The 20,275-nt window shown below is 70.2% G+C and carries 17 protein-coding genes; 7 read left to right on the top strand and 10 right to left on the bottom strand.

All coding sequences use genetic code 11. The features are described from left to right. Positions 1-190 precede the first annotated feature (190 nt). The 6 genes from AB0383_RS24810 to AB0383_RS24785 all read left to right on the top strand — a co-directional run bounded on the left by AB0383_RS24810 (position 191) and on the right by AB0383_RS24785 (position 4,985). Complete coding sequence (locus AB0383_RS24810; protein WP_364186853.1) at positions 191-1,018, top strand: SGNH/GDSL hydrolase family protein; 828 nt, start codon at positions 191-193, stop codon at positions 1,016-1,018. Positions 1,019-1,102: 84 nt separating this feature from the next. Beyond that, positions 1,103-1,843: an OmpA family protein gene (locus AB0383_RS24805; RefSeq protein WP_366188661.1), complete on the top strand. Its 741-nt coding sequence runs from the start codon at positions 1,103-1,105 to the stop codon at positions 1,841-1,843. Positions 1,844-1,848: 5 nt separating this feature from the next. After that, a complete protein-coding gene (locus tag AB0383_RS24800) occupies positions 1,849-2,295 on the top strand; it encodes a LapA family protein (protein WP_364186858.1) in 447 nt (148 codons plus the stop codon). A gap of 93 nt (positions 2,296-2,388) precedes the next feature. Continuing rightward, positions 2,389-2,865: a hypothetical protein gene (locus AB0383_RS24795; protein ID WP_364186861.1), complete on the top strand. Its 477-nt coding sequence runs from the start codon at positions 2,389-2,391 to the stop codon at positions 2,863-2,865. Next, positions 2,862-3,746, top strand: coding sequence for a hypothetical protein (locus AB0383_RS24790; RefSeq protein WP_364186863.1), 885 nt, complete (start codon positions 2,862-2,864; stop codon positions 3,744-3,746). Before AB0383_RS24795 ends, AB0383_RS24790 begins: the two co-directional genes overlap by 4 nt. A 564-nt stretch (positions 3,747-4,310) precedes the next feature. Further along, complete coding sequence (locus tag AB0383_RS24785; RefSeq protein ID WP_366188660.1) at positions 4,311-4,985, top strand: hypothetical protein; 675 nt, start codon at positions 4,311-4,313, stop codon at positions 4,983-4,985. A gap of 456 nt (positions 4,986-5,441) precedes the next feature. Here AB0383_RS24785 and AB0383_RS24780 read toward each other — a convergent pair whose 3' ends face one another. From AB0383_RS24780 to AB0383_RS24745, 8 genes are all read right to left on the bottom strand, one after another. Beyond that, complete coding sequence (locus AB0383_RS24780; protein WP_366188659.1) at positions 5,442-8,213, bottom strand: BTAD domain-containing putative transcriptional regulator; 2,772 nt, start codon at positions 8,211-8,213, stop codon at positions 5,442-5,444. A 477-nt stretch (positions 8,214-8,690) separates the two neighbouring features. Next, on the bottom strand, positions 8,691-9,593 hold the full coding sequence (thpD, locus tag AB0383_RS24775) for an ectoine hydroxylase (protein ID WP_364186872.1): 903 nt from the start codon (positions 9,591-9,593) through the stop codon (positions 8,691-8,693). A gap of 64 nt (positions 9,594-9,657) precedes the next feature. After that, positions 9,658-10,053 (bottom strand): ectoine synthase, encoded by a 396-nt coding sequence (locus AB0383_RS24770; RefSeq protein WP_364186875.1) that lies wholly within the window; start codon positions 10,051-10,053, stop codon positions 9,658-9,660. Positions 10,054-10,080: 27 nt separating this feature from the next. After that, complete coding sequence (gene ectB, locus AB0383_RS24765; RefSeq protein ID WP_366188658.1) at positions 10,081-11,331, bottom strand: diaminobutyrate--2-oxoglutarate transaminase; 1,251 nt, start codon at positions 11,329-11,331, stop codon at positions 10,081-10,083. A gap of 38 nt (positions 11,332-11,369) precedes the next feature. Further along, positions 11,370-11,873, bottom strand: a complete 504-nt coding sequence (gene ectA / locus AB0383_RS24760; RefSeq protein WP_364186881.1) for a diaminobutyrate acetyltransferase — start codon at positions 11,871-11,873, stop codon at positions 11,370-11,372. A gap of 260 nt (positions 11,874-12,133) precedes the next feature. Then, positions 12,134-15,571, bottom strand: coding sequence for a patatin-like protein (locus AB0383_RS24755; RefSeq protein WP_366188657.1), 3,438 nt, complete (start codon positions 15,569-15,571; stop codon positions 12,134-12,136). 49 nt (positions 15,572-15,620) lie between these two features. Next, positions 15,621-16,865, bottom strand: coding sequence for a DUF445 domain-containing protein (locus AB0383_RS24750; RefSeq protein WP_364186886.1), 1,245 nt, complete (start codon positions 16,863-16,865; stop codon positions 15,621-15,623). Between the two features lies 1 nt (position 16,866). Further along, on the bottom strand, positions 16,867-17,658 hold the full coding sequence (locus AB0383_RS24745; protein WP_364186888.1) for an Abi-alpha family protein: 792 nt from the start codon (positions 17,656-17,658) through the stop codon (positions 16,867-16,869). A 65-nt stretch (positions 17,659-17,723) separates the two neighbouring features. On the opposite strand from AB0383_RS24745, the gene AB0383_RS24740 reads away from it, so the two are divergent. After that, complete coding sequence (locus AB0383_RS24740; protein ID WP_364186891.1) at positions 17,724-18,572, top strand: maleylpyruvate isomerase family mycothiol-dependent enzyme; 849 nt, start codon at positions 17,724-17,726, stop codon at positions 18,570-18,572. A gap of 111 nt (positions 18,573-18,683) precedes the next feature. On the opposite strand, the gene AB0383_RS24735 is transcribed toward AB0383_RS24740, so the two are convergent. Continuing rightward, positions 18,684-19,067 (bottom strand): lipopolysaccharide assembly protein LapA domain-containing protein, encoded by a 384-nt coding sequence (locus AB0383_RS24735; RefSeq protein ID WP_364186894.1) that lies wholly within the window; start codon positions 19,065-19,067, stop codon positions 18,684-18,686. 68 nt (positions 19,068-19,135) lie between these two features. Beyond that, on the bottom strand, positions 19,136-20,272 hold the full coding sequence (locus AB0383_RS24730) for a dipeptidase (protein ID WP_366188656.1): 1,137 nt from the start codon (positions 20,270-20,272) through the stop codon (positions 19,136-19,138). Positions 20,273-20,275 lie beyond the last annotated feature (3 nt).

Below are 20,275 nucleotides of genomic sequence, written 5' to 3'. Positions count from 1 at the left end.
GTTCATCACCCCGGATCGAGGTGAAGTTCGCGTAATACGGGCGCGCGAGGAGACGACAAGATAAGAGACTGTGTCTTCCGGCTGAATCAGGGGTGGCAGCCGGGAAGGATACGGGGACGTCCGATTGTTAGTTGTGGTGTACAACTTAACGCGGGCGAGGCGCGGTCAGTCCGGGGAAGGGGATCCCAGCGTGTACGGAATCGACAGCTACGTGGCCATCGGTGACAGCTTCACCGAAGGCCTCAACGACGAGCTGCCCGACGGCTCGTTCCGGGGCTGGGCCGATCGGCTCGCCGAGATGCTCGCCGCGGGGCGGCCGGACTTCCAGTACGCCAACTTGTCGCTGCGCGGCAAGATGCTCGACGAGATCATGGACGAGCAGCTGCCGATCGCCCTCGAGATCAAGCCCGACCTGGTCACGCTGTGCGCGGGCGGCAACGACGTGATCGTGCCGGGCGCGGACGTCGACGCCATCGCGGCCCGGTTCGAGGCCGGCGTGGTGAAGCTGCGCGAGGCCGGCATCCCGGTCGTGATCTTCAACGGCCCCGACACCAAGGCGCTCTCGGTGATGAGCGTGCTGCGCGGCAAGATCGGCATCTACAACACGTATCTGTGGGCGATCGCGGCCCGCCACGGCGCGAAGATGGTCGACCTCTGGACCATGGGGCCGCTGCACGACCGCCGTGCCTGGAGCGACGACCGCCTGCACTTCACGCCCGACGCGCACCGCCGCATCGCACTGCTGACCGCCGAGGTGCTCGGCCTGCCCGTGATCGAGGACTGGCGCGAGCCGTACCCGCCGACCACGGAGCCGGCCACGTGGATCACCTCGCGGCGCTCGGACCTCAACTGGACCAAGGCGCACCTGCTGCCGTGGATCCGCCGCCAGCTCAAGGGCGAGTCGATGGGTGACGGGCTGTCACCGAAGCGTCCGCAGCTCTCGCCGCTGGTGCAGGCCGAGGCCGCCGCGCTGGAGCTCGACGTGCGCGACTTCCAGGGCAACGCCACCGCGTCCTGACCCGGTCCCGGTTCGGGTCAGCGCCACCCGAATGGCGCGCCTGACCAGGTCGCCAACGGGCCGTGACCGGCCTATGGTCCCTTTATGTCCGGTGCTCGCGGTTGGCTCCGCCTGATCCCCGTCGCGCTGCTGGTCACGGCTGTGCTCGCCGGGGTGGTCACGTGGGTGCGGGCTGACGGGATCGAAGGCGACCTCGCCGGACGATCACGCTCCGCGCTCGCCGCGGCCGGGATCCGGGGCGGCGACGTGTCGTTCTCGGGCCGGCAGGCGACGTTGTCGGGTTTCGCGGCCGACCAGGCCGGGCGTGCGCTGGGGATCGTGCAGGGCGTCGAAGGGGTCGAGTTCGCGGAGGTTTCCGGTGGGGCTACGCCGAAGCCGCCGTCCGTGACACCCACGCCGCCGTCGACGACGAGCCCGCCGCCCAGTACTAGCAGTGCGCCGCCGACCACGACTTCGTCCGCGCCGCCGACCGATCGCGCCGGGGTGCAGAAGGAACTGGACGCGCAGCTGGCGGACGCGCCGATCGAGTTCAAGCCGAACACCGCACAACTCACGCCGGCGGGAACGCAGGCGGCGCGCGCCGTCGCGAAGCTGCTGAAGGGCGCGCCCGACGACCTGCGCTATCGGATCACCGGGCACGTCGCCGCGGGTCCGGGCGGGCGCGCGGCGGCGGTCCGGCTTTCGCAAAGCCGGGCGCGAGCGGTGATGCGACTGCTGACGGCCGGCGGAGTGCCGGCCAACCGGGTGCTAGTACGGGGAAGTGGAACGGCCGCGCCGGGCGAAGGTGGGGACCGGCGCGTCGAGATCACAGTCGAAGAGAGGTGATGGGGATGCTCTGGCTCTTCGGGCAGATCTGGCTGTGGCTGCTTGTCGCGTTCCTGCTGGGGGCGCTGGTGATGTGGCTGATCATGCGGGCGGGGCGGCCGAAGCGTTCTCGTGAGCCTGCCGCTGCGGCTGCGGGCGCGGGCTCGACGTCGGGTTCGTTGCCTGCCGTCCCGGAGCCGAGCGACACCGAGCGGACGCAGTACATCCCGGTGCCGAGCTACGACTACGACGAGCAACCCGAACGGGTCTACAACGACTACCCCGCGGTGGACCCGGACGAGCCGTACGCCCCGGACGAGCCCTCCGGCCACCGCATCGGGCGACTGCCGGACCCTGAAGCGCACCTCTCGGGTGACCTGAACTGGCCGGCCGCCGAGGAGCCCACGCACGAGTGGCCGCACAACGACGAGCCCCGCGAGTCCGCGCCGCGCCGACCTGGGCGAGGTGGCTGACACCCACCTGGTAAGTTCGGCTACGCACTGTGAGCAATGGTGTGAGCGGGAGCCGTGGGCCTCTCGTCGAGGTTCGCGAGGTCAGGAGGTCCGATGGCGCTCCCGCACTGGACGCCGCAGAACCTGCTGCCGCCGGGCCGTCACCAGGCCGATCTCGCCGACGTCTACGAGCGGCTCGTGTTCGACGCCCCGCACCAGAACGATCGCGAGATCCTGTTCAGCGCGCTCAACAGCTACCTCGGCGTCGCCCGTCAGGTGATCTCTTCAGGCCGTGCGTGGATCGGCGGCGCGTTCGTGACGCGCACGGGCCACCCGCCGCGCGGCCTCGACGTGGTGCTTCTGCCCGACGAGTGGGGCGCGCTCAAGCGGCTCGACGACGAAGGGCGAACGGCGCTGTACGGCCTGCTCACGCTGCGCGGAGTCATCGTCGGGCAGCCCGCGATGTACCTCGAGCAGGTGCAGCCGGTGGGCGGGATGCTCGACGGGTTCCTGTGCCGTCCCGGCGACGAGGACGTGTGGGAGACCGTGTGGGCCGAAGGCGGCAAGGGGTTCCCGGAGATGGTCTGGTGAGGAACGAGTTCCGGCGCATCGCCGACGAGATCCCCGGCGGCACCTGGCTCGACGACCTCGCGCGCGCGTCGGCGATGGCGGCCAACGCGAAGTTCGAGCGCACGTCGCGCTCGCCGCTGCTGCACGTGTCGGTGATCGGCGAGACGCACATCGATGCGTACACGTTCTCCGACATCAGCCGCGCGCTGCAGGACGCGACGGCGAAGATCGGGCACATCATCCGCAACCCGTCCAACGAGGTCACCTTCGTCCAGCAGGCCGACCGCGACAAGGCGCCGCTGATCCAGAAGGGCCAGGCGGGCAACGCGATCTTCTTCGGCTTCCCCGAGCCGGCGCTCGACGACGCGCTGATCCACGACGGCATCGAGACGCTATCCGAGCGCGCGGTCAAGGAGCTCTGCGATTTCCTGCCCGCCAACGGTTCCGACGACGGCGCGCTCGACGCGGTGCTGCTGCAGCGCGACACCGTGCGCAACGCGGTGAGCGACATCGTCAACGCGGTGAGCAAGCACGCCGGCATCGGCATGGCGCTCACCCCCACCACGGGCGAGCACGTGACGCGCAGCGTGACGACCGAGCAGGCGCGGATCCTGAGGGAAAGCCTGCGCGAGTCGCGCGAGGCCGTGGGCTACGAGACCGTCTCCGGCCGCCTCGACGGCGTCCGCACGCGGCGGCGGATCTTTTATCTGGAGCGCGAGTCCGGCGGCACGATCCAGGGTGCCGTCGCCGAGGATCTGCTCGACCAGATCAAGGAGAACCTCGACCGCCCGGTGACCGCCCGCCTGCGCGTGGTCCGGACGACGACCATCGACGGCCGCCGCGGCCGCCCGGTGCACGAACTGCTCGAGATCACGCCCGAAGTGAGCTTGTTCGACCACTGATTTCGCGCGGTTTGTTCATCAATCACGCCGATAATCTGTATACGCGGCGCATGCTCAATTGTGGTTTCCGTAGGCCGACCAGGTCACCTGCTGGGGCACGGGATAGTAAATGACCGCTGCGCGTTCATCGAGGTGAATAGATGACGTTTTCTGCTATGTAACGATTTCGCCTTCCACTGGTCGGCGTGGGTTAACGTCGTCGCACTTCGACCCGGAAGGCCCCCACGCATGACCTCCCCCGACCCGCGGCACCCGCCCGCCCCCGCGCGCCACGGCCGCTCTTCCGGACGTGCTTCCGCGCCGCCTGGCACCGGTTCCGAAGACCGGGCGCGGGGCGGTTCGCGTGATGCCTCCGGGGGTCATGATTCTGCGGATTCTTCACGGCAGGGCAGGGGATCTGCGGATTCGCGCACTGCCGCTTCACGCGGTGGCGGATCCGGATCTTCCGGCGAAGGTGCCGGCCGTCATGCGGGTGCCCGTGGACCTTCGGATTCCGGCGCGTGGCGAGCCGAACCCGCCGCCTCCGCCCACCGCGGCGGCTCCTCGGACTCCGGCTCCTGGCGGGTGATCCCGCCCGATCCCCGGCTCGCGGCCGCGCCCGGTGGCGTCCTGCCCACGCCGCCGAACCGCACGCCGCCCAAGCCGAAGCCGAACGTGCTCGGCATCGTCGGCCTGGTTCTCGGCCTGGCCGCGATCGCGGCGGCGATCGCGGCGGCGATCGCGGCGGCGATCGCGGCGGACTACGGCTTCGTCGCGTGGCCGCTCGCGGGCGTCGGGCTGGTGCTGGCGATCGTCGGCACGGTCCAGGCCACGCGCGGCAAAGCGGGCGGCCGGGGCATCGCGGTGACGGCGGTGATCGTCACGGTGATCGCGGCCCTGCTGTCCGCCACGATGGTGCTGTTCCCGTCGGTCTTCGGCACCAGCAGCGCCGGCGACCTCCACATCCCGCCGACCCCGGGCGACGAACACAACGTCGACTTCGTCGTCACCTCCGCCGGCGGCGCCACCGTCCGCTACGGCACGCTCAACGACCAGCGCACCGAGTCGGCCCCCGCGAGCACCGATCAGTGGCACGGCCACGGCTCCTTCAGCGGCGGCACCCCGATCCTCAGCCTGACCGCCGACACCGCCAACGCGAGCGTCGTGAACCAGATCTCCTGCACGATCCTCGTGGACGGCAAGACGGTGGCCGACAGCAGTGGTTCGACAATCGCACTGTGCACGGCGAACGTGGGGTGAGCTCGGGGCGGGCTCGGGCTTCGCACAGCCCACTGGGACGTCCAGTTCGATCGCTGGACCCCGCGCCGCTCGAATGACGCCCCCAGGTGCTCCTCGGGGCCTGGCGGCCGGCCGGCCTACCCCCAAGTCGGCCGGCCAACCGCCACCGAGCCGCTCCTGGCGGCTCTTCCGGACCCGCCGCACGCGACTGCGGATCCGCGGCGCCGGCTTCACAGCCTGCCCCTCCCCTAGGGCTCCGCCAACACCGCCTACGACCCTACGCGGCCCACACCCCCGGACGCTAAGAAACCACTAAGTATGCCCAGCCAGGGTATCCCCGACCTGCACAAATGCGGGTGAACGCTGTGCAAGAAACCTCTTGCGCGGGCCTCGTGGGCCGATCTTCAACCGATCTCGAACCGACCCAAAACCGGCACCCTCAAGCCAGCCGAGCGATCAGCGAATCGGTCGAACCAGTCAAACCGCCCACCCCAGCTCAGCAGCCTCCGCCTGCACCTCCGCGACTTGAGCCGGATTCACCCGCTCATACAGCACCGCCGCCAAGGCGTACTGCTCGCGAGCCGACCCAGCCGTCGCCGGCGAAGCGCGCAAGATCCGTGCCAGAGTCACCCGAAGGATCGCCTCGTGCAGGTCGAACCCCCGGGCGTGCGCGAGATCGATCCCCTCCCACGCATAACGCGACGCAGTGGCCGAGTCCCCCAAGCGCTGCGACAGGTCGGCCAGGTTGTTCAGCGAAACCACCGCGAAGCTGTCGTTCCCCAGCTCCCGGTCGATCGCCAGCGAGGCCAGCTCGTGCGCCACCGCGTCCTCGAAGCGGCCGGCGCGCTTCTCCGTCTCGGCGCAGTTGTTCAGGGCCTGCCCGCGCAGCTCGAGGTCGCCGGTGCGCTCGGTTTCGGCGACGGCGTCCAGCAGGCGGGAGATGGCTTCGTCGTGGCGGGACAGCAGGGACAGCACGCTGCCGAGGTGGATGTTGGCGACCGTGACGGAGCGTTTGTCACCGAGCTGCACGGCGAGGTCCAGGGCGCGTTCGGCGTCGCCGGGGCGGGCCTGGGGCAGCTCGAAGGTCAGGGCGATGGCGCAGCGGGAGATGAGCATCCAGCACTGGCCGAGGATCTCGCCGGAAGCCTCAGCGGCGGCCAGGCCCAGGTCGACGAGGCGGGTCCACTCGTCCAAAAGGGGCCAGACCACTCGGTAGGTGTGCGAGACCCGTGCCAGGCGCCAGACGTCGCCGTACAACGCGGCGGAATACGCGGCGTCCAGCACCACCAGGAGGTTGGGCCACTCGGCCTCGAACCAGTCCTGGGCCTCGTCGAACGTGTGCAGCGCCGGGAGGGCGTCGGCAGGCAGCAGTCTCGTCAGGTCGAGCGGGTCGACGATGCGCAGCATGCGGCGGCGGGCCGTGTCGGAGGCGGCCTGGTAGAAGTGCACGGCGCGGACCAGGACCGCTTCCGTCGAACCACTGTCCAGTTCGGACTCCGCGAGCTCCCTCAGGTAGAGCCGCACCAAGTCGTGGGGTGCGAAGACGTCGCGGGCGGTCTCGGTCAGCAGGTTGTGCGCTGCCAGGGTGCGCAGGGCGCGGCGCGCGCGGTCGACGGGCATGGACGCCACCGCGGCCGCCAGGTGAGGGCCGACGCGGCGGACCGGCAGGACACCGAGCTGCAGCAGGAGGCGCGCCAGGTCCGAAGGGAGGCCGCGGAAGGAGACGTCGAACGCAGCACGCACGCCGTCGTCGGCGCCGTCGACCTCCAGAGCGGCGAGGCGAGTGCGTTCGTTGCCCAGCTCGTCGACGAGGTCCTGAACGGTCCACCGTGGACTGGCGGACAGCCGCGCGCCCGCGATGCGCAGGGCCAGCGGCAGGTAGCCGCACAAGCGCGCCAGGACGTGGTTCAGGTCGAAGTCCGCGGGCCCGGCCAGCTCTTCGATCAGGCGCACCGCGTCGTCGGGCGCCAAAGTGCCCAGAACACGCAGCCGCGCCGCGTTCGACACGGCCAGGCCTTCGAGCTTCGACCGGCTCGTCACCACGGTCATCGACCGCGAACCCGGCGGCAGCAACGGCCGCACCTGCTCGGCGGAACGCGCGTCATCCAGCAGCACCAGCATGCGGCGGCCCGCGATGAGCGACCGGTACAGCGCGACGCGTTCGTGCAGCTGCTCCGGCACGTCACCCGTCGCGACGCCCAGGCCGAGCAGAAACTGCGTGAGCAGCTCCGCAGGCTCCAGGGGCGCGTGCCGCGGGTCGAAACCGTGCAGGGAAGCGAACAACACGCCGTCGGGGAAGCGCGCGGCCGCACGGTGGGCCCACCACACGACCAGCGCGCTCTTGCCGACGCCGGCCGTCCCGGACACCACCGCGACGGTGCTCCCGCCGGTCTCGGCGAGGCCGTCCAGCCACGCCAGCTCGGCGTCGCGGCCGGCGAGCGAAGGCACCGCGGCCGGCAGTTGTGAAGGCGCTTTCACGAGCGCGGACGGTTGGGGGACGGCGACGTCCAGGTTGTCGTTGAGCACACGCTCGTGCAGCCACCGCAGGTCGCCACCCGGTTCGACGCCGAGCGTGCGCAGCGTGGCGCGCGAGACGGTGCGGTAGAGCTCCAGCGCGTCGCCCCGGCGGCCGGCGTAGTAGAGCGCGCGCATGAGCTGCCCGGCCGTGCGCTCGGCCAGCGGGTCGGCGCGCACGAGCGGGCTGAGCTCCACGATCAGCTCGTTGTGGCGGCCCAGCTCCAGGTCGGCGTCCACGCGCGCGCCGTGGATCGCGAGGCGCAGGTCCTCCAGTTCGGGCGCCCGCACCGAATCGGGCACGCCGGACAGCGCAGGCCCTCGCCACAGAGCCAAAGCCGAGCCCAGCAGCGGCGACGCGTGCTCCGGCGGCTCCAGCACGGCGCGATCCAGCAGAGCGCGGGCGTGGTGCACGTCGATGCGCGCCGGATCCACCGCGAGCTGGTAGCCGGGCGGGCTCGTGAGGATCTCCGCGACGGAGTCACCGCCCAGGTCGCGCAGCACGCGGCGCAGGTGCGAGACGTTGCCGTGCACGATCGTCCGCGCGGTGGCGGGCGGGTCGTGGCCCCACAGCGCGTCGATGATCTCCTCGAGCGGCACGACCTTGCCGACCTTCAACGCCAGCAGCGCGAGCAAGCCTTTCACACCGGGACCGCCGATGGAAACTGCACGTGCACCGTCGAGGAGCGTGACGGGGCCGAGCAGCTGCACGTGCGCGCCCGCGTTTTCGGCCATGCTCGCGCGCACCTCCCCGGTTGGTTTCCGGCGTCTCCCCCGCCAGGAGGGACAACCTACCGTGGTGATGAGCTGACAGACACAACTCTTTCGTGAACTCCACACGCCGGACACCCACGTGTCAGTCGCTGTTTCCCCGGCTGTGCGCACGGTTTTCCCGCCCGAGCAGCGGCCGTGGCCCGAATGTCGTAACGGACGCGCCCCCTGACGAAACGAATCCGGCCCCGCACCATCAGTCCCGATCTGATGGTGCGGGGCCGGACTCGGTGACGTCGGCTGGGCCGCCAGGGGGCGCGGTCCACCCGACCTCAATGCTGCCCGGGCGGGACGGGTGGGCTCACCCCGAGCTAGGAACCCGGACTGCCACGGACAGCTCCTCCGCGGCGGACCCACGAGGCCCGTGCGGAGTGGCGACAAAGTAACAGGGTGCACATTCACGGCTACGGGCGACCCGCCGCCGCGCCGTGGTAACCCTCGTCACCGGCGCACCGGGGTGGCGTCGCGGCCGGCGATGAACGACGGCCGGGGACTGGCTGCCGCAAAGGGTTCCTGCAGCGCGTTCTCGACGCTGTTGAACACCAGGAAGATGTTCGAGCGCGGGTACGGCGTGATGTTGTTCGACGACCCGTGCATCACGTTGGAGTCGAACCACAGCGCCGTGCCCGCCGTGCCGGTGAACTGGTCGATGCCGTACTCGGCCGCCATCTTCGTGATGTCGTCCTCGGCCGGCACACCGACGCGCTGGTCCTTGAGCGAGCTCTTGTAGTTGTCGTCCGGCGTCTCGCCCGCGCACTGCACGAACGTGCGGTGCGAGCCCGGCATGACCATGAGCCCACCGTTGTAGGGGTAGTTGTCCGTGAGCGCGATCGAGCAGCTGACGGCCCGCGGCGCCGGCATGCCGTCCTCGGCGTGCCACGTCTCGAAGTCCGAGTGCCAGTAGAACCCCGTGCCCTTGAAGCCCGGCATGTAGTTCACGCGGCTCTGGTGGACGTAGACGTCCGAGCCCAGCATCTGCCGGGCCCGGTCGAGGACCCGCGGGTCGCGCACGAGCTCCGCGATCAGGTCCGAGATCACGTGGACGTCGAAGATGGACCGGACCTCGCCGGTCTTCGACTCGGTGATCACCCGCTCGTCCGCCCGCAGTTCCCGGTCGGAGGACAGCCGCACGAGCTCCTGCCAGTACGTCTGGACCTCACCGGGCGAGAGCAGGCCTTCGTCGACGGTGTAGCCCTTGGCCTCGTGGTTGGCCAGGGTCGCGGCGTCGATGGGACCGTCTGCCTCGGTACCCCACACCGTGGGGTGCACGCGCGGAAGTTGCTCCGGCGTACCGGTGATCCGGGTCGGGTACGCGTCTTCGACCCGGGTGTCCGTCAGCGTCACAGTTGCTCTCCTCCTGGTTCTCGCATTCGTTCGGCGTGGTGGTCGCGGCAGCAGCCGGGAAGGCTCAGGCGGTTTCTTCGACGATGAGTGGGTACACGCCGTTCTCGTCGTGCACTTCGCGGCCGGTGACCGGCGGGTTGAACACGCACACGCACTTGATCTCGGTCTTGGGCCGGACCTGGTGCTTGTCGTGGTCGTTGAGCACGTAGATGGTGCCGGGCGCCAGCGGGAAGACCTCACCGGTCGCCTTGTTCTCCACCTCGCCCTCGCCGGAGGTGATGAACACGGCCTCGATGTGGTTGGCGTACCAGAAGTCGTTCACCGTGCCCGCGTACAGCGTGGTCTCGTGCACCGAGAAGCCCAGACCCTCCTTGGCGAGGATGATGCGCTTGCTGCGCCAGTTGGGCGTCTTGATGTCAGCGTCGGTGTCGGTGACGTCGTTGAGCGTGCGGACCAGCAAAGGTTGCTCCTTACCTGTTGTTCGGGACTACTTGAGGACGGCGGCGATGGAGTCGTTGATGATCGACAGTCCCTGCGTGAGCTCGTCGTCGGTCAGGGTCAGCGGCGGCAGCAGCTTCATGACTTCACCGTCGGGCCCGGACGTCTCCATCAGCAGGCCGCGCTCGAACGCTTCCTTGCACACCGCGCCGGCCAGGTCGCCGTTCGCGAACTCGATGCCGCGCGCGAGGCCGCGGCCCTTCGCCAGCAGGTTGGCGTCCGGGTAGGCCTCCACGATGTCCTTGAAGGCGGCGGCGATGCGCTCGCCCTTGGCCTTCGTGGACTTCTCGAGCTCGTCGTCGCTCCAGTAGAGGTTGATCGCCTCGGTGGCGGTCACGAACGCGGGGCTGATGCCGCGGAACGTGCCGTTGTGCTCACCCGGCTCCCAGACGTCGAGCTCCGGCTTGATGAGCGTGAGCGCCATCGGGATGCCGTAGCCGCCGATGGACTTCGACAGGCAGACGATGTCGGGCTTGATGCCCGCGTCCTCGAAGCTGAAGAACGGGCCGGTGCGGCCGCAGCCCATCTGCACGTCGTCGACGATCAGCAGGATGTCGTGGCTCTCGCACAGGTCCGAGAGGCCCTTGAGCCAGGCGAGGCGCGCGGCGTTGATGCCGCCCTCTCCCTGCACGCCCTCCACGATCACGGCCGCGGGCTCGTTCAGGCCGCTGCCGGAGTCTTCGATCAGCTTCTCGAAGTACAGGAAGTCGGGGATCGTGCCGTCGAAGTAGCGGTCGTACGGCATCGGGGTGGCGTGCACGAGCGGGATACCGGCGCCGCCGCGCTTCATCGAGTTGCCCGTGACCGACAGCGCACCGAGCGTCATGCCGTGGAACGCGTTCGTGAAGTTGATGACCGACTCCTTGCCGGTCACCTTGCGGGCGAGCTTCAGCGCGGCTTCCACCGCGTTGGCGCCACCCGGGCCGGGGAAGACGATCTTGTAATCCAGCTCGCGCGGCGCGAGGATCTTTTCCTGGAACGCCTCCAGGAAATCGCGCTTGGCCACGGTGTACATGTCGAGCGCGTGGGTCACGCCGTCGCGCTGGATGTAGTCGATCAGCGCGGCCTTGAGCTTCGGGTTGTTGTGCCCGTAGTTCAGCGCGCCGGCACCCGCGAAGAAATCGAGGTAGGCCTTGCCGTCCTCGTCGTACAGCCAGCTGCCCTGCGCACGGTCGAAGACGACCGGCCACCCCCGGCTGTAACTGCGAACTTCCGATTCGAGCTCTTCGAAGATGCTCATGACGTTTCTCTGCTCCTACTCGACCCGAAATTGACGGCTTATTGACGGATCAACGGCCCGATGCGGTAAAGGTCTTCGGGCAGGTGCCCGCCTTCGCCATCTTCCGGGAAATCTTCGGCTTCGAACAGCCTGCTGCTCTTCAACCCGGCGTTCCACCGCTTAGCGAACGACGCGAAGAGCCGGATCGAAGCCTCGTTGTCAGGGGTGATCGTGGTTTCGAGAAACCGCACCCCGTCGTCGACCAGGCGGGTGTACAAGGCGTCGAGCAGCTGCCCGGCCAGGCCTTTCCCGCGCTGCGAAGAGTCGACCGCGACCTGCCACACCAGCGCGACGTCGGGCTCGGACGGCCTCCGGTAGGCGATGACGAAACCCACCGCCTCGCCGTCGACGCGAGCGACCACCGAACTCTCCGCGAAATCGCGGCACCACAGCAGGTACGCGTACGGAGTGTTAAGATCAAGCTTCTGCGAATCGCGTGCGATTCGCCAGAGGGCGGCGCCATCGGCCTTGGTCGGGGTTTCGATCAAGTGCTTTCCGGACATACTCAGGAAACGTAACAGAGAATTTTCACGCCGCCAGCGACGCGGGCCACGCCCACCCCGCTCACCTGCGGGGACGTGGATTGTCCGGTGAGGAGCCCCACAAACACGTTTGATCGACAGCGTCTCGGGGCAAGACCTGGGCTTGGACCGCTCGCCGTGGCGAGCGTCCTGTACTCCCCCGACCATGACGCGTCACGCGGTTCGGCGCAAGACGGACGAACGGCCCCCCTGACCAGACGGCGCGTCTCGGCGGTGGTCACTCAGGTGCGGCGGGTGATCTCGGTGCCCTTGACCTGGCGCCGGGTGCTCCGTGTGCGCGTGCGGCGGCGCAGTGCGGCGATCGGCGTCCACACGGCGGGCAGTACGAGCAGCAGCACCACGATCAGCCACCACACGGGCGCCTCACCGCGGCGCCAGCCCGCGACCACCGTGCCGATCCAGCCGAACAACGGCTGCGCCAGCGGCGGCAGGAACGCCGCGAACAGCAACGCCAACACCACCAGCACGCACAGCAGCGTGAGCACCATGCGCCACGTGCGTTTCAGCGTCAGCAGGCTCACCACGAGGAACACGACCGCGCCCGCGGCCACGGGCGGGCCGACCCACTGCAGAACCTGGCCGCCGTTGCCGCCGAGCACGAGGCCCGCCACGGCCGTCACGGCGGCCGCGATGAGGTTCCACGGGCGGCCGAGCTTCGACGCGCCCTGCGTGACCCACCACGCGCTGCGCCCGGTCGCCTGGGCCACCTTCGCGGCGGGCTGCAGCGACGTCGGCACGCGGGTGGCGCCCGCGGCGGCGTTGAGGCCCGTCGCACCGGCCTTCACGAGCGTTTTGGTGAGCAGCATCGTGCCGCGTTCGCCTTCGAAGCGTTCGGCCGAGACCTGGCAGGCCTGGAACGCGCGTTGCGTCGCGGCGGCGTCCGCGGGCGGCGTGGCCATGATCGTGCGGAAGACCGCGGACGGCTTGCCGTTGCCCTCGGCCGCGTCGTCGGCCGCCTGCTGGGCGACGACCGGCAGCTCCTCGCGCGCGATCTCCAACTGGCGACCGCGCGCGAGCACCATCGACGTCACCGGCAGGCTGGTCGGCAGATCGTCGCTGAACGCCGCGTCGGCCAGCTGCGCGTCGAGGCCCAGGAAGGCGAGCTCCTCGCCGAGCTGCGCGACGAGCGACTGCACGTCCGCGGCCGGCACGTTGTCGGCCACGCTCGGCAGCTGCCAGCCGACCGCGGTGAACGCCTCGCGCACCTCGACGCGGAACGCCTCCGGACCGACGACGTTGCGCAGCACCCGCAGCCGATGCGGGTCGAGCAGGCACTGCACGAGCCAGCCGACGGCGTCGACGCGGCCCCACATCCAGTCGTTCGCGCGCCACGAGGACTTGTAGAACGCGCCGAAGTAGTCGGCCTGCAGGCCGGTGAGCTTGTCCCAGCCGCGCCGGCGGCCGAGGTCGAGCAACGTGCGGGAATCGGCGCTGACCTGCACCAGGTCCACGCGCTGGTCGACCGACGGCGGTTGCGCGAGGAGACCGCGCGTGGCGACGTGCAGGAGGATCAGGCGTGACATCAGGGTGTGGTCGTTGGCGGAGTGGGCCGGGTCGTTGGACTGCGCTGCAATCTCGGGCTGGGCTGGGTCTTCGGGCTGGTTTGGGTCCTTCTGCCGCCCTGCGACCGCGGGCTGCGCAGCCATCGCGGGCAGCGCCAGGCCCTTGGTCTGCTCTGCGACCGCAGCCTGCGCCGGGTCGTCGTGCTGCACCGCCACCGCAGGCTGCACTGCAACCGCAGGCTGCGCCGCCACCGCGGGCAGTGCTGCCACCGCGTGCAGCGCTGAGTCGCCGGGCTGCGCCGCCACCGCGGGCTGCGCCGCGGGCAGTGCTGCCACCGCAGGCTGCACTGCGACCGCCGGCTGCGCTGGATCCTTGGACTGCGCTGGGGCCACAGCCGGATCCTCGGCCAGGCCGAACCAGCCGATCAGCGTCGTGACAGTGTCGACGGCGTCGGCCACCACGTCGGCGAGCTCGGCGTCCAGCCGGGCCCCGTCGGTCCGCGGCGGCGTCTGCCCGTTCATCTTCAGCACCGCCGCCGTCGCCAGCGGGGCGCTCGCCAGCTCCCGCAGCACCGGCGCCGCGGCGCGCAGCGCGCCCGTGACCAGGGGCCACGCTTCGCGCAACGCGTCCGACTTGCCCAGCTGGGCCCATTCCCGCGCGAGCTGCCCGATCCAGTCGGCCGCAGAGGTGCCTGCGGCCGGTGGTTCGTGTTTCGCCACCCACGGCGAGATGCGGATGCCCCGCGCGGCTTTGCTGCGCGCCGCGTGCAGGCGTGCGCGGACGTCGTTGAGCGTCGCGGCCTGCTGCCCGTCCGGGCACAGGTGGAACGCGGCGTTGACCAGCTGCAGGCCCGTGGCAACCGAATCGTCGAGCGCCGTGGTGCGGAAGGCGGCGAGGTCCTCGACCTGGCACCCGGCTCCCGGCGCCTTCGCCGGCATGCCGTGCCGGAGACCTTCGGCGGCCACCGAGCGCAGCTCCGTCGACATCCCCGTGGCCCAGCCCGGATCCTTGCTGTCCACAGTAGACAATTCATAGTACCGCGTGGCCGTGCGCACCAGCTCGGCCGCGTCCTCGGCGACGCGCCGGTCGAGGTAGGCCGCCATCACGCGGTGGTCCACGAGCTCGCCGCCGCGAAGCCCCAGCGCGGCAAGGGAAACGCGGGTGTCGCGGGTGGCGACCACGGCGTCGTTGTGCGCGGTGAGCTCCTCCAGGTCGGAGCTGATCGTCTGGTTGATCACCGTCGAGACGACCTTCGCCAGCGCGGCGCCCAGCAGCGGCGGGTTCGCCGGATCCACCGGCACCGCGGCCGCCTCGGCCTCGACGGTGGGCACCACGTAAAGCAGCAGCCGTCGCACGTCCGACGAAGACGGTAGCTCGAAGATCTCCCGCAACACCGGGCGCAGCGGCTTGTTCACGAGCACGCCGCCGTCGGTGAGCCAGTGCGAGCGCGAGAGCTCGGTGTAGTCCGTCATGTCCGGGTGCTGCCGGTCCGCGACCCGGGGGCCGACCGGCAGCCGCGCCAGCTCGAACGCGCCGGGGAACGACGCGGTGGAGCGCGCCGCGAGCGCGAGCGGCGCCGTGACCTGGCTGTTCCACAGTGGACCGACGAAGCGGAACAGCATGCGGTGCTCGGTGTCGCGCACGAGGTTGCCGAGCGCGTCGTCGTAGCGCACGGTCTCGCCGTCGATCATCGTGCCGGGCAGCAGCAGCGTCATGTCTGGCGCTTCGGACGGCGTCGTGCCGCCGGAGACGATCGCGCGGAACGCGCCGTCGAGACAACCCAGGAACTGGTCGCCGTCGAGCAGCGAGCGCGGCTGCGCTTCCTTCGGGTCGCGGATCAGGTTCGCCAGCGAGGCGTCGGCCAGCAGCGCGTCACGCAACGGCGTCGGCGAAGACCGGAACGCCTCCGCCAGCCCGAGCCCCGCCGCGCCGACGCCGCCGGCGCTCGTGCCGGTGAGCACGTCGAGGCGCACCTTCGCGCGCAGCAGGTCGAGCAGCTTCCGGTACCCACCACTCGGCTCGGAAGAGCGCGACGCCTGCAACAGCGCCGACGTCTCGGCGGCCACCCCGCTCATCCACACGGCCAGGCTCGCGCCGCCGACCATGGTCATCGCGAGCCGGATCTCCTGCGGCCACGGAGCCGCTCCCTCGCCCATGCCGCACCCCTCGACGTCCCGTCCCGACGGCAGCACCCTAGCGGCGCGCTCAGGAAGCGAGGTGCTCCAGCAGCAGAACTTGGCCCTCCCCTACACAAAACCCGAGTACTGCGCCCGTCGCGATGAGGATCCACTCGTCCTGCTGGAACGCCGGGCGCAGCAGCTGCTCGAACTCCTCGGGCGAGAGCTCCTTCATCTTGGTGACCAGCACGTTGCGGATGTCCATCGCGTCGGTGGCGTAGTCCTCGATGTAGCGCATCGTGTCGGGCAGGCGCGCCATGATCTGCTCGGAGATCGCGAACTTCACGTCCTGGTAGCGGCGGCTGCCGATGGCGAACACCAGCAGCGGCTTCGCGACGTTTGCCGCGCGGCCGATCTCCACGTCGAGCTGGCGCTGGATCAACGCCAGCACCCGGTCGGACAGCGGCCCCTGCAGGATCGCCTGGATCACGTTGTGCGGCGTGATGATCTCCTTGGCGATCAGCGCGCCGTACGCCTCGGCCACCTCCGCGCGCCGCTTCAGGAACAACCCCTGCCACTGCACGCCGAAGTACCGCTTCGGCTCGAGCGGGTAGAAGATCATGCGCAGCGCGAGCCAGTCGGTGAACCAGCCCGTGAACAAACCGAACAACGGCATGATCAGCGGAAACTTGAACAGGACCCACGCCACCATCTGGATCACGCCGATCAGCCCGCCGAACGCGCACCCCGAGCGCGCGATGAACTTGAACTCCTGCTCGCCCGCCTCCTGGAAGATCCGGTTGAGCAGGCGCTTGTCCTTCACCAGGCTGGTGACGACCATGCCCTTGAGGTCGAACACACTGTCCACATCGGACTTGATGAGCTCCAGCACGGCCTTGACCATGTGCGGCGACTCGGTCTGCACGCGCTGGATCACCAGCCGCTGCACGCCCACCGGCAGCGATTCCCACAGCCCCGGCTGGTAGTGGCCCGCGACCTCGCGCACGATGTCCTCGACCGCCGCTTCGAGTGGTTTGGCGATCTCCTGCGCGATCCGGTCGGCGTCGAGGCGCGCGACGACCTCGGCCGGCTTGATCAGCTGCTCGGTCATCGTGTCGCACGCGATGCTCGCCATGCGCGCCGCGCGTTTCGGCACGATGCCCTGCCAGCCGAGGAACGGCTTGATCCCGAGGAACTCCACGGGCTGGAACATCATGCGGATCGCGACGAGCTTCGTGCCGTACCCGATGAGGGCGGCGACGACGGGGATCGAAACGTAGAGCGGCCAGTGGCGGGCGAAGTCGTCGAGCAGGCCCGAGAAGAACGCGCCCACGCTAGCCCAGGCTCGGGTCGCAGGCCTGCCAGAACTGAGCCCCGAGCCGGGAGATGTGCACGGTCCGGCGGATCACCTTCACCCGCTTCACCTGCTTCTCCACCTCACGCACGGTCTCGTCGGTCAGGAGGATCTCGTACTGCGTCTCCAGCGCCGGCACCTCTTCGTCGAGGTCGACCAGCCCCAGCCCGATCAGCCGCGTGAGGTAACCCGGCACCTGGTCGGGCAGCGACACCCCGGCCGCCTTGCCGACGGTCGAGGCGTTGCGCAGCACGATCCGGCCCGCGCTGCCGAGATTCGTGCGCTCGGCGACGTCGACGGTGGGGAACGGCGAACCGTCGGACAGCGCGGCGAGGATGCGCGCCTCGTCGGGCGTGAGCTGGCGCAGGATGATCGCGTAGAAGTACTCGCGGGCCCGCTCGCGGCCGAAGCCGATGGAGTGGTTGAGCAGCTCGGCCATCGCCGCGCGCAGCGGCTCTTCGTGCTCGCGGGCGGGCACCAGCGTCACGGTGGACTCGACCACGCGGCTGCCTCCGCCACCGCGGTTCATGGCCGACGCCGCGGTGAGCGCCGCGTGGTACGGGTCGTCGACCTCGTCGAGGCGACGGCGAAGCTCGCTGAGCAGGCTGCGCTCCACGTGGCGGATCCCGCGCTCGGCCTGGTCGAGCCCGGGCAGCTTGCGCGTGAGCCCGAACCCGGCGCGCGCGGCCCAGCCGGCCAGCTGCCCGGCGCGGCGCGCGACGTTGGCCACGTCCTCGGCCGAGCCCCGGCCGTTCGGTCGCTGGCTGTCCACAGGCGTGCTCCCCTCGTGTTCCGCGCTGATGCTACCTGCGGGTAGCCAGTCTGGCGTGGTGTTGGATGGCGCGCATGACCGCGACGCACTGGGGACCGCCGATCGACGTCCTCCCGCTGTTCGCCCGCGAGGAACAAGCACTGGTCAGCGTGCTCACGGACCTCGACGCCGGGCAGTGGGCGGCGCCGACGGCGTGCCCCGGCTGGACCGTGCACGACGTGGCCGCCCACATCCTGGGCGACAAGCTCGGGCGGCTTTCCCGGGACCGCGACGGCTACCACGTCGAAGAGCCCCGCGAGGGCGAGCCGTTCCCGTCGTTTCTGCACCGGATCAACGACGAGTGGGTGCGCGCGTGCCGCCGGCTCTCGCCCGAGGTCCTGTTCGCGCTGCTCGTGGACAGCACAGCGCAGCTCACCGACATGTGGAAGCGCCACGACCTCGACGCGTTGGGCGGGCCCGTCACGTGGGCCGGCCCGGAACCGGCGCCGATGTGGCTCGACGTGGCGCGCGAGTACACCGAGCTGTGGGTGCACCAGCAGCAGATCCGCGAAGCCGTGGGCGCCCCGCTGCTCGACGATCCCGAGTTCCGGGCGCCGGTCGTGGACACGTTCATGCGCGCCTTGCCGCACACGCTGCGCGACGTCGAAGCGCGTAGCGGCCGTCAGGTCGGCTACACCGTGACGGGCTCGAGCGGTGGCCAGTGGACCGCTCGCGCGTCGGCGAAGGGCTGGACGCTGGACCGCGGCGCACCGACCTCACGCAGCCCGCTGGCTTCGGTGGCCACGGACGCGGACACGTTCTGGCGCCTGTGCACGCGCACGGTCAAGCCCGCCGACGTCGAGGACCGCGTGGCGGTCAAGGGGGACGAGAGCGCGTGCGCGACGGTGCTCGAGATGGTGTCGGTCTTCGCGTAGCCCGACCGCGCAAGCGTTTGCGGTCGGGTTCCGGGCACAGCTCTGTGAGCGGGATGTCGCGACGCCGGCTTTCACAGCCGGCCCGCGACATTCACGACGGGCGGCGCCCGATCACTTCCGGGCGCGCCGGGTCGCCTTCTTCAGCTGCATGATCCGGGCCCCGCCGACCAGGGCGATCACGACCATGCCGCCGAGCGCCGCCAGCAGCATCGCGATGCCGAGGGGCAGGCTGCCCGACATGCCGAGGAAGTGCACCGTGACGCTGTCGAGGTTCTGCAGGATGAACACCAGCAGGAACGCCAGCAGCACGATGGCCACGACCGCCGCGATCCAGGCCCCGCTGACCCGGGTGGGGCGCTTGCCGGCCTTGGTCGGTGGCGAGGTCGTGGTCGGATCGGTCGGAATCGGTTCGGTCCCGGGCACTCCGACGCCCGGCACCTCGGGAGTCCCGGAGCCCGCGGCCCCGGTTGTGTGGTCACTTCGCGCGTGGGACATGCCCTGATTGTCCGCCCGCGGTCAGCCGATCGCCGGTTCTGCGACCCTAACGGGTGAGTACCGGTGTTTCAGTGCTTGAGGTCGACCTCGCGCAGCACCCGCAGCGAGTTGCGGCCGGCGAGCTTCGCGCAGTCCTCGTCGCTCCAGCCGCGTTCCATCAGAGCGGCGAACAGCACCGGGTACTTCGAGACGTCTTCCATCCCTTCCGGGAGCGTGCCGACGCCGTCGTAGTCGCCGCCGAGGCCGATGTGGTCGATACCGGCGACCTCGCGTGCGTGCTCGACGTGCGCGACGACGTCGGCGACGGTCGCCTTCGGCTTGGGCGGCCCGTCCCACGCCTCGGCGAAGCGCCCGCGCTGCCCGAGGTCGCGGAACTCCTGGCCGGCGGCGGCCATCGCGGCCTTGAGCTGCTCGTCCCACGCGGAGACGGCCGGGGAGATGAAGGCGGGCACGAAGGTGATCATGGCGACGCCGCCGTTGCCGGGCAGTTGCGCGAGGACGTCGTCGGGAATGTTGCGCGGGTGGTCGTTCACGGCGATGCACGAGGAGTGGCTGAAGATCACCGGCGCGGTGCTGACCTCCAGTGCGGCGCGCATGGTGCTCGGCGCGACGTGCGAAAGGTCGACCAGCATGCCGATCTCGTTCATCGTCCGCACGACCTCGCGGCCGAAGTCGGTGAGGCCGTTGTGCGCCGGTTCGTCCGTGCCGGAATCGGCCCACGAGGTGTTGAAGTTGTGCGTGAGCGTCATGTACCGCACGCCGAGGCGGCGCAGGATCCGCAGCACGCCCAGGGATTCGTTGATGCTGTGACCGCCTTCGGCGCCGAGCAGCGACGCGATCTTGCCGTCGGCGAACGCGGCTTCGGCTTCGTCGGCCGTGGTGACGAGCTCCAGCCGGTCGGGGTAGCGCTGCGCGAGCTGGTGCACGAGCTCGATCTGCTCCAGCACGGCGGTGACGGCGCTGTCGTCCGCGAGCTGGCACGGCACATAGACCGACCAGAACTGCATGCTGAGCTTTCCGTCGGCCAGCTTGGGGAAATCGGTGTGCAGCGACGGCTGGCGCACGGTCAGGTCGAGCGCCGCGGCCGCGGCTGCGGGGTCGGGTCCACCCTGCAGCCGCAGCTCCCACGGCAGGTCGTTGTGACCGTCGGACAGGATCGTGGTGCTCAGCAGGTTCGTCGCACGTTCGAGTGCCCCAGAAGTCATGGG

Source organism: Amycolatopsis sp. NPDC051373, from assembly GCF_040689465.1.
GTDB lineage: Bacteria > Actinomycetota > Actinomycetes > Mycobacteriales > Pseudonocardiaceae > Amycolatopsis.
The sequence above is the reverse complement of the archived record's forward strand: the minus strand, read 5'-3'. Positions and strand labels throughout refer to the sequence as shown.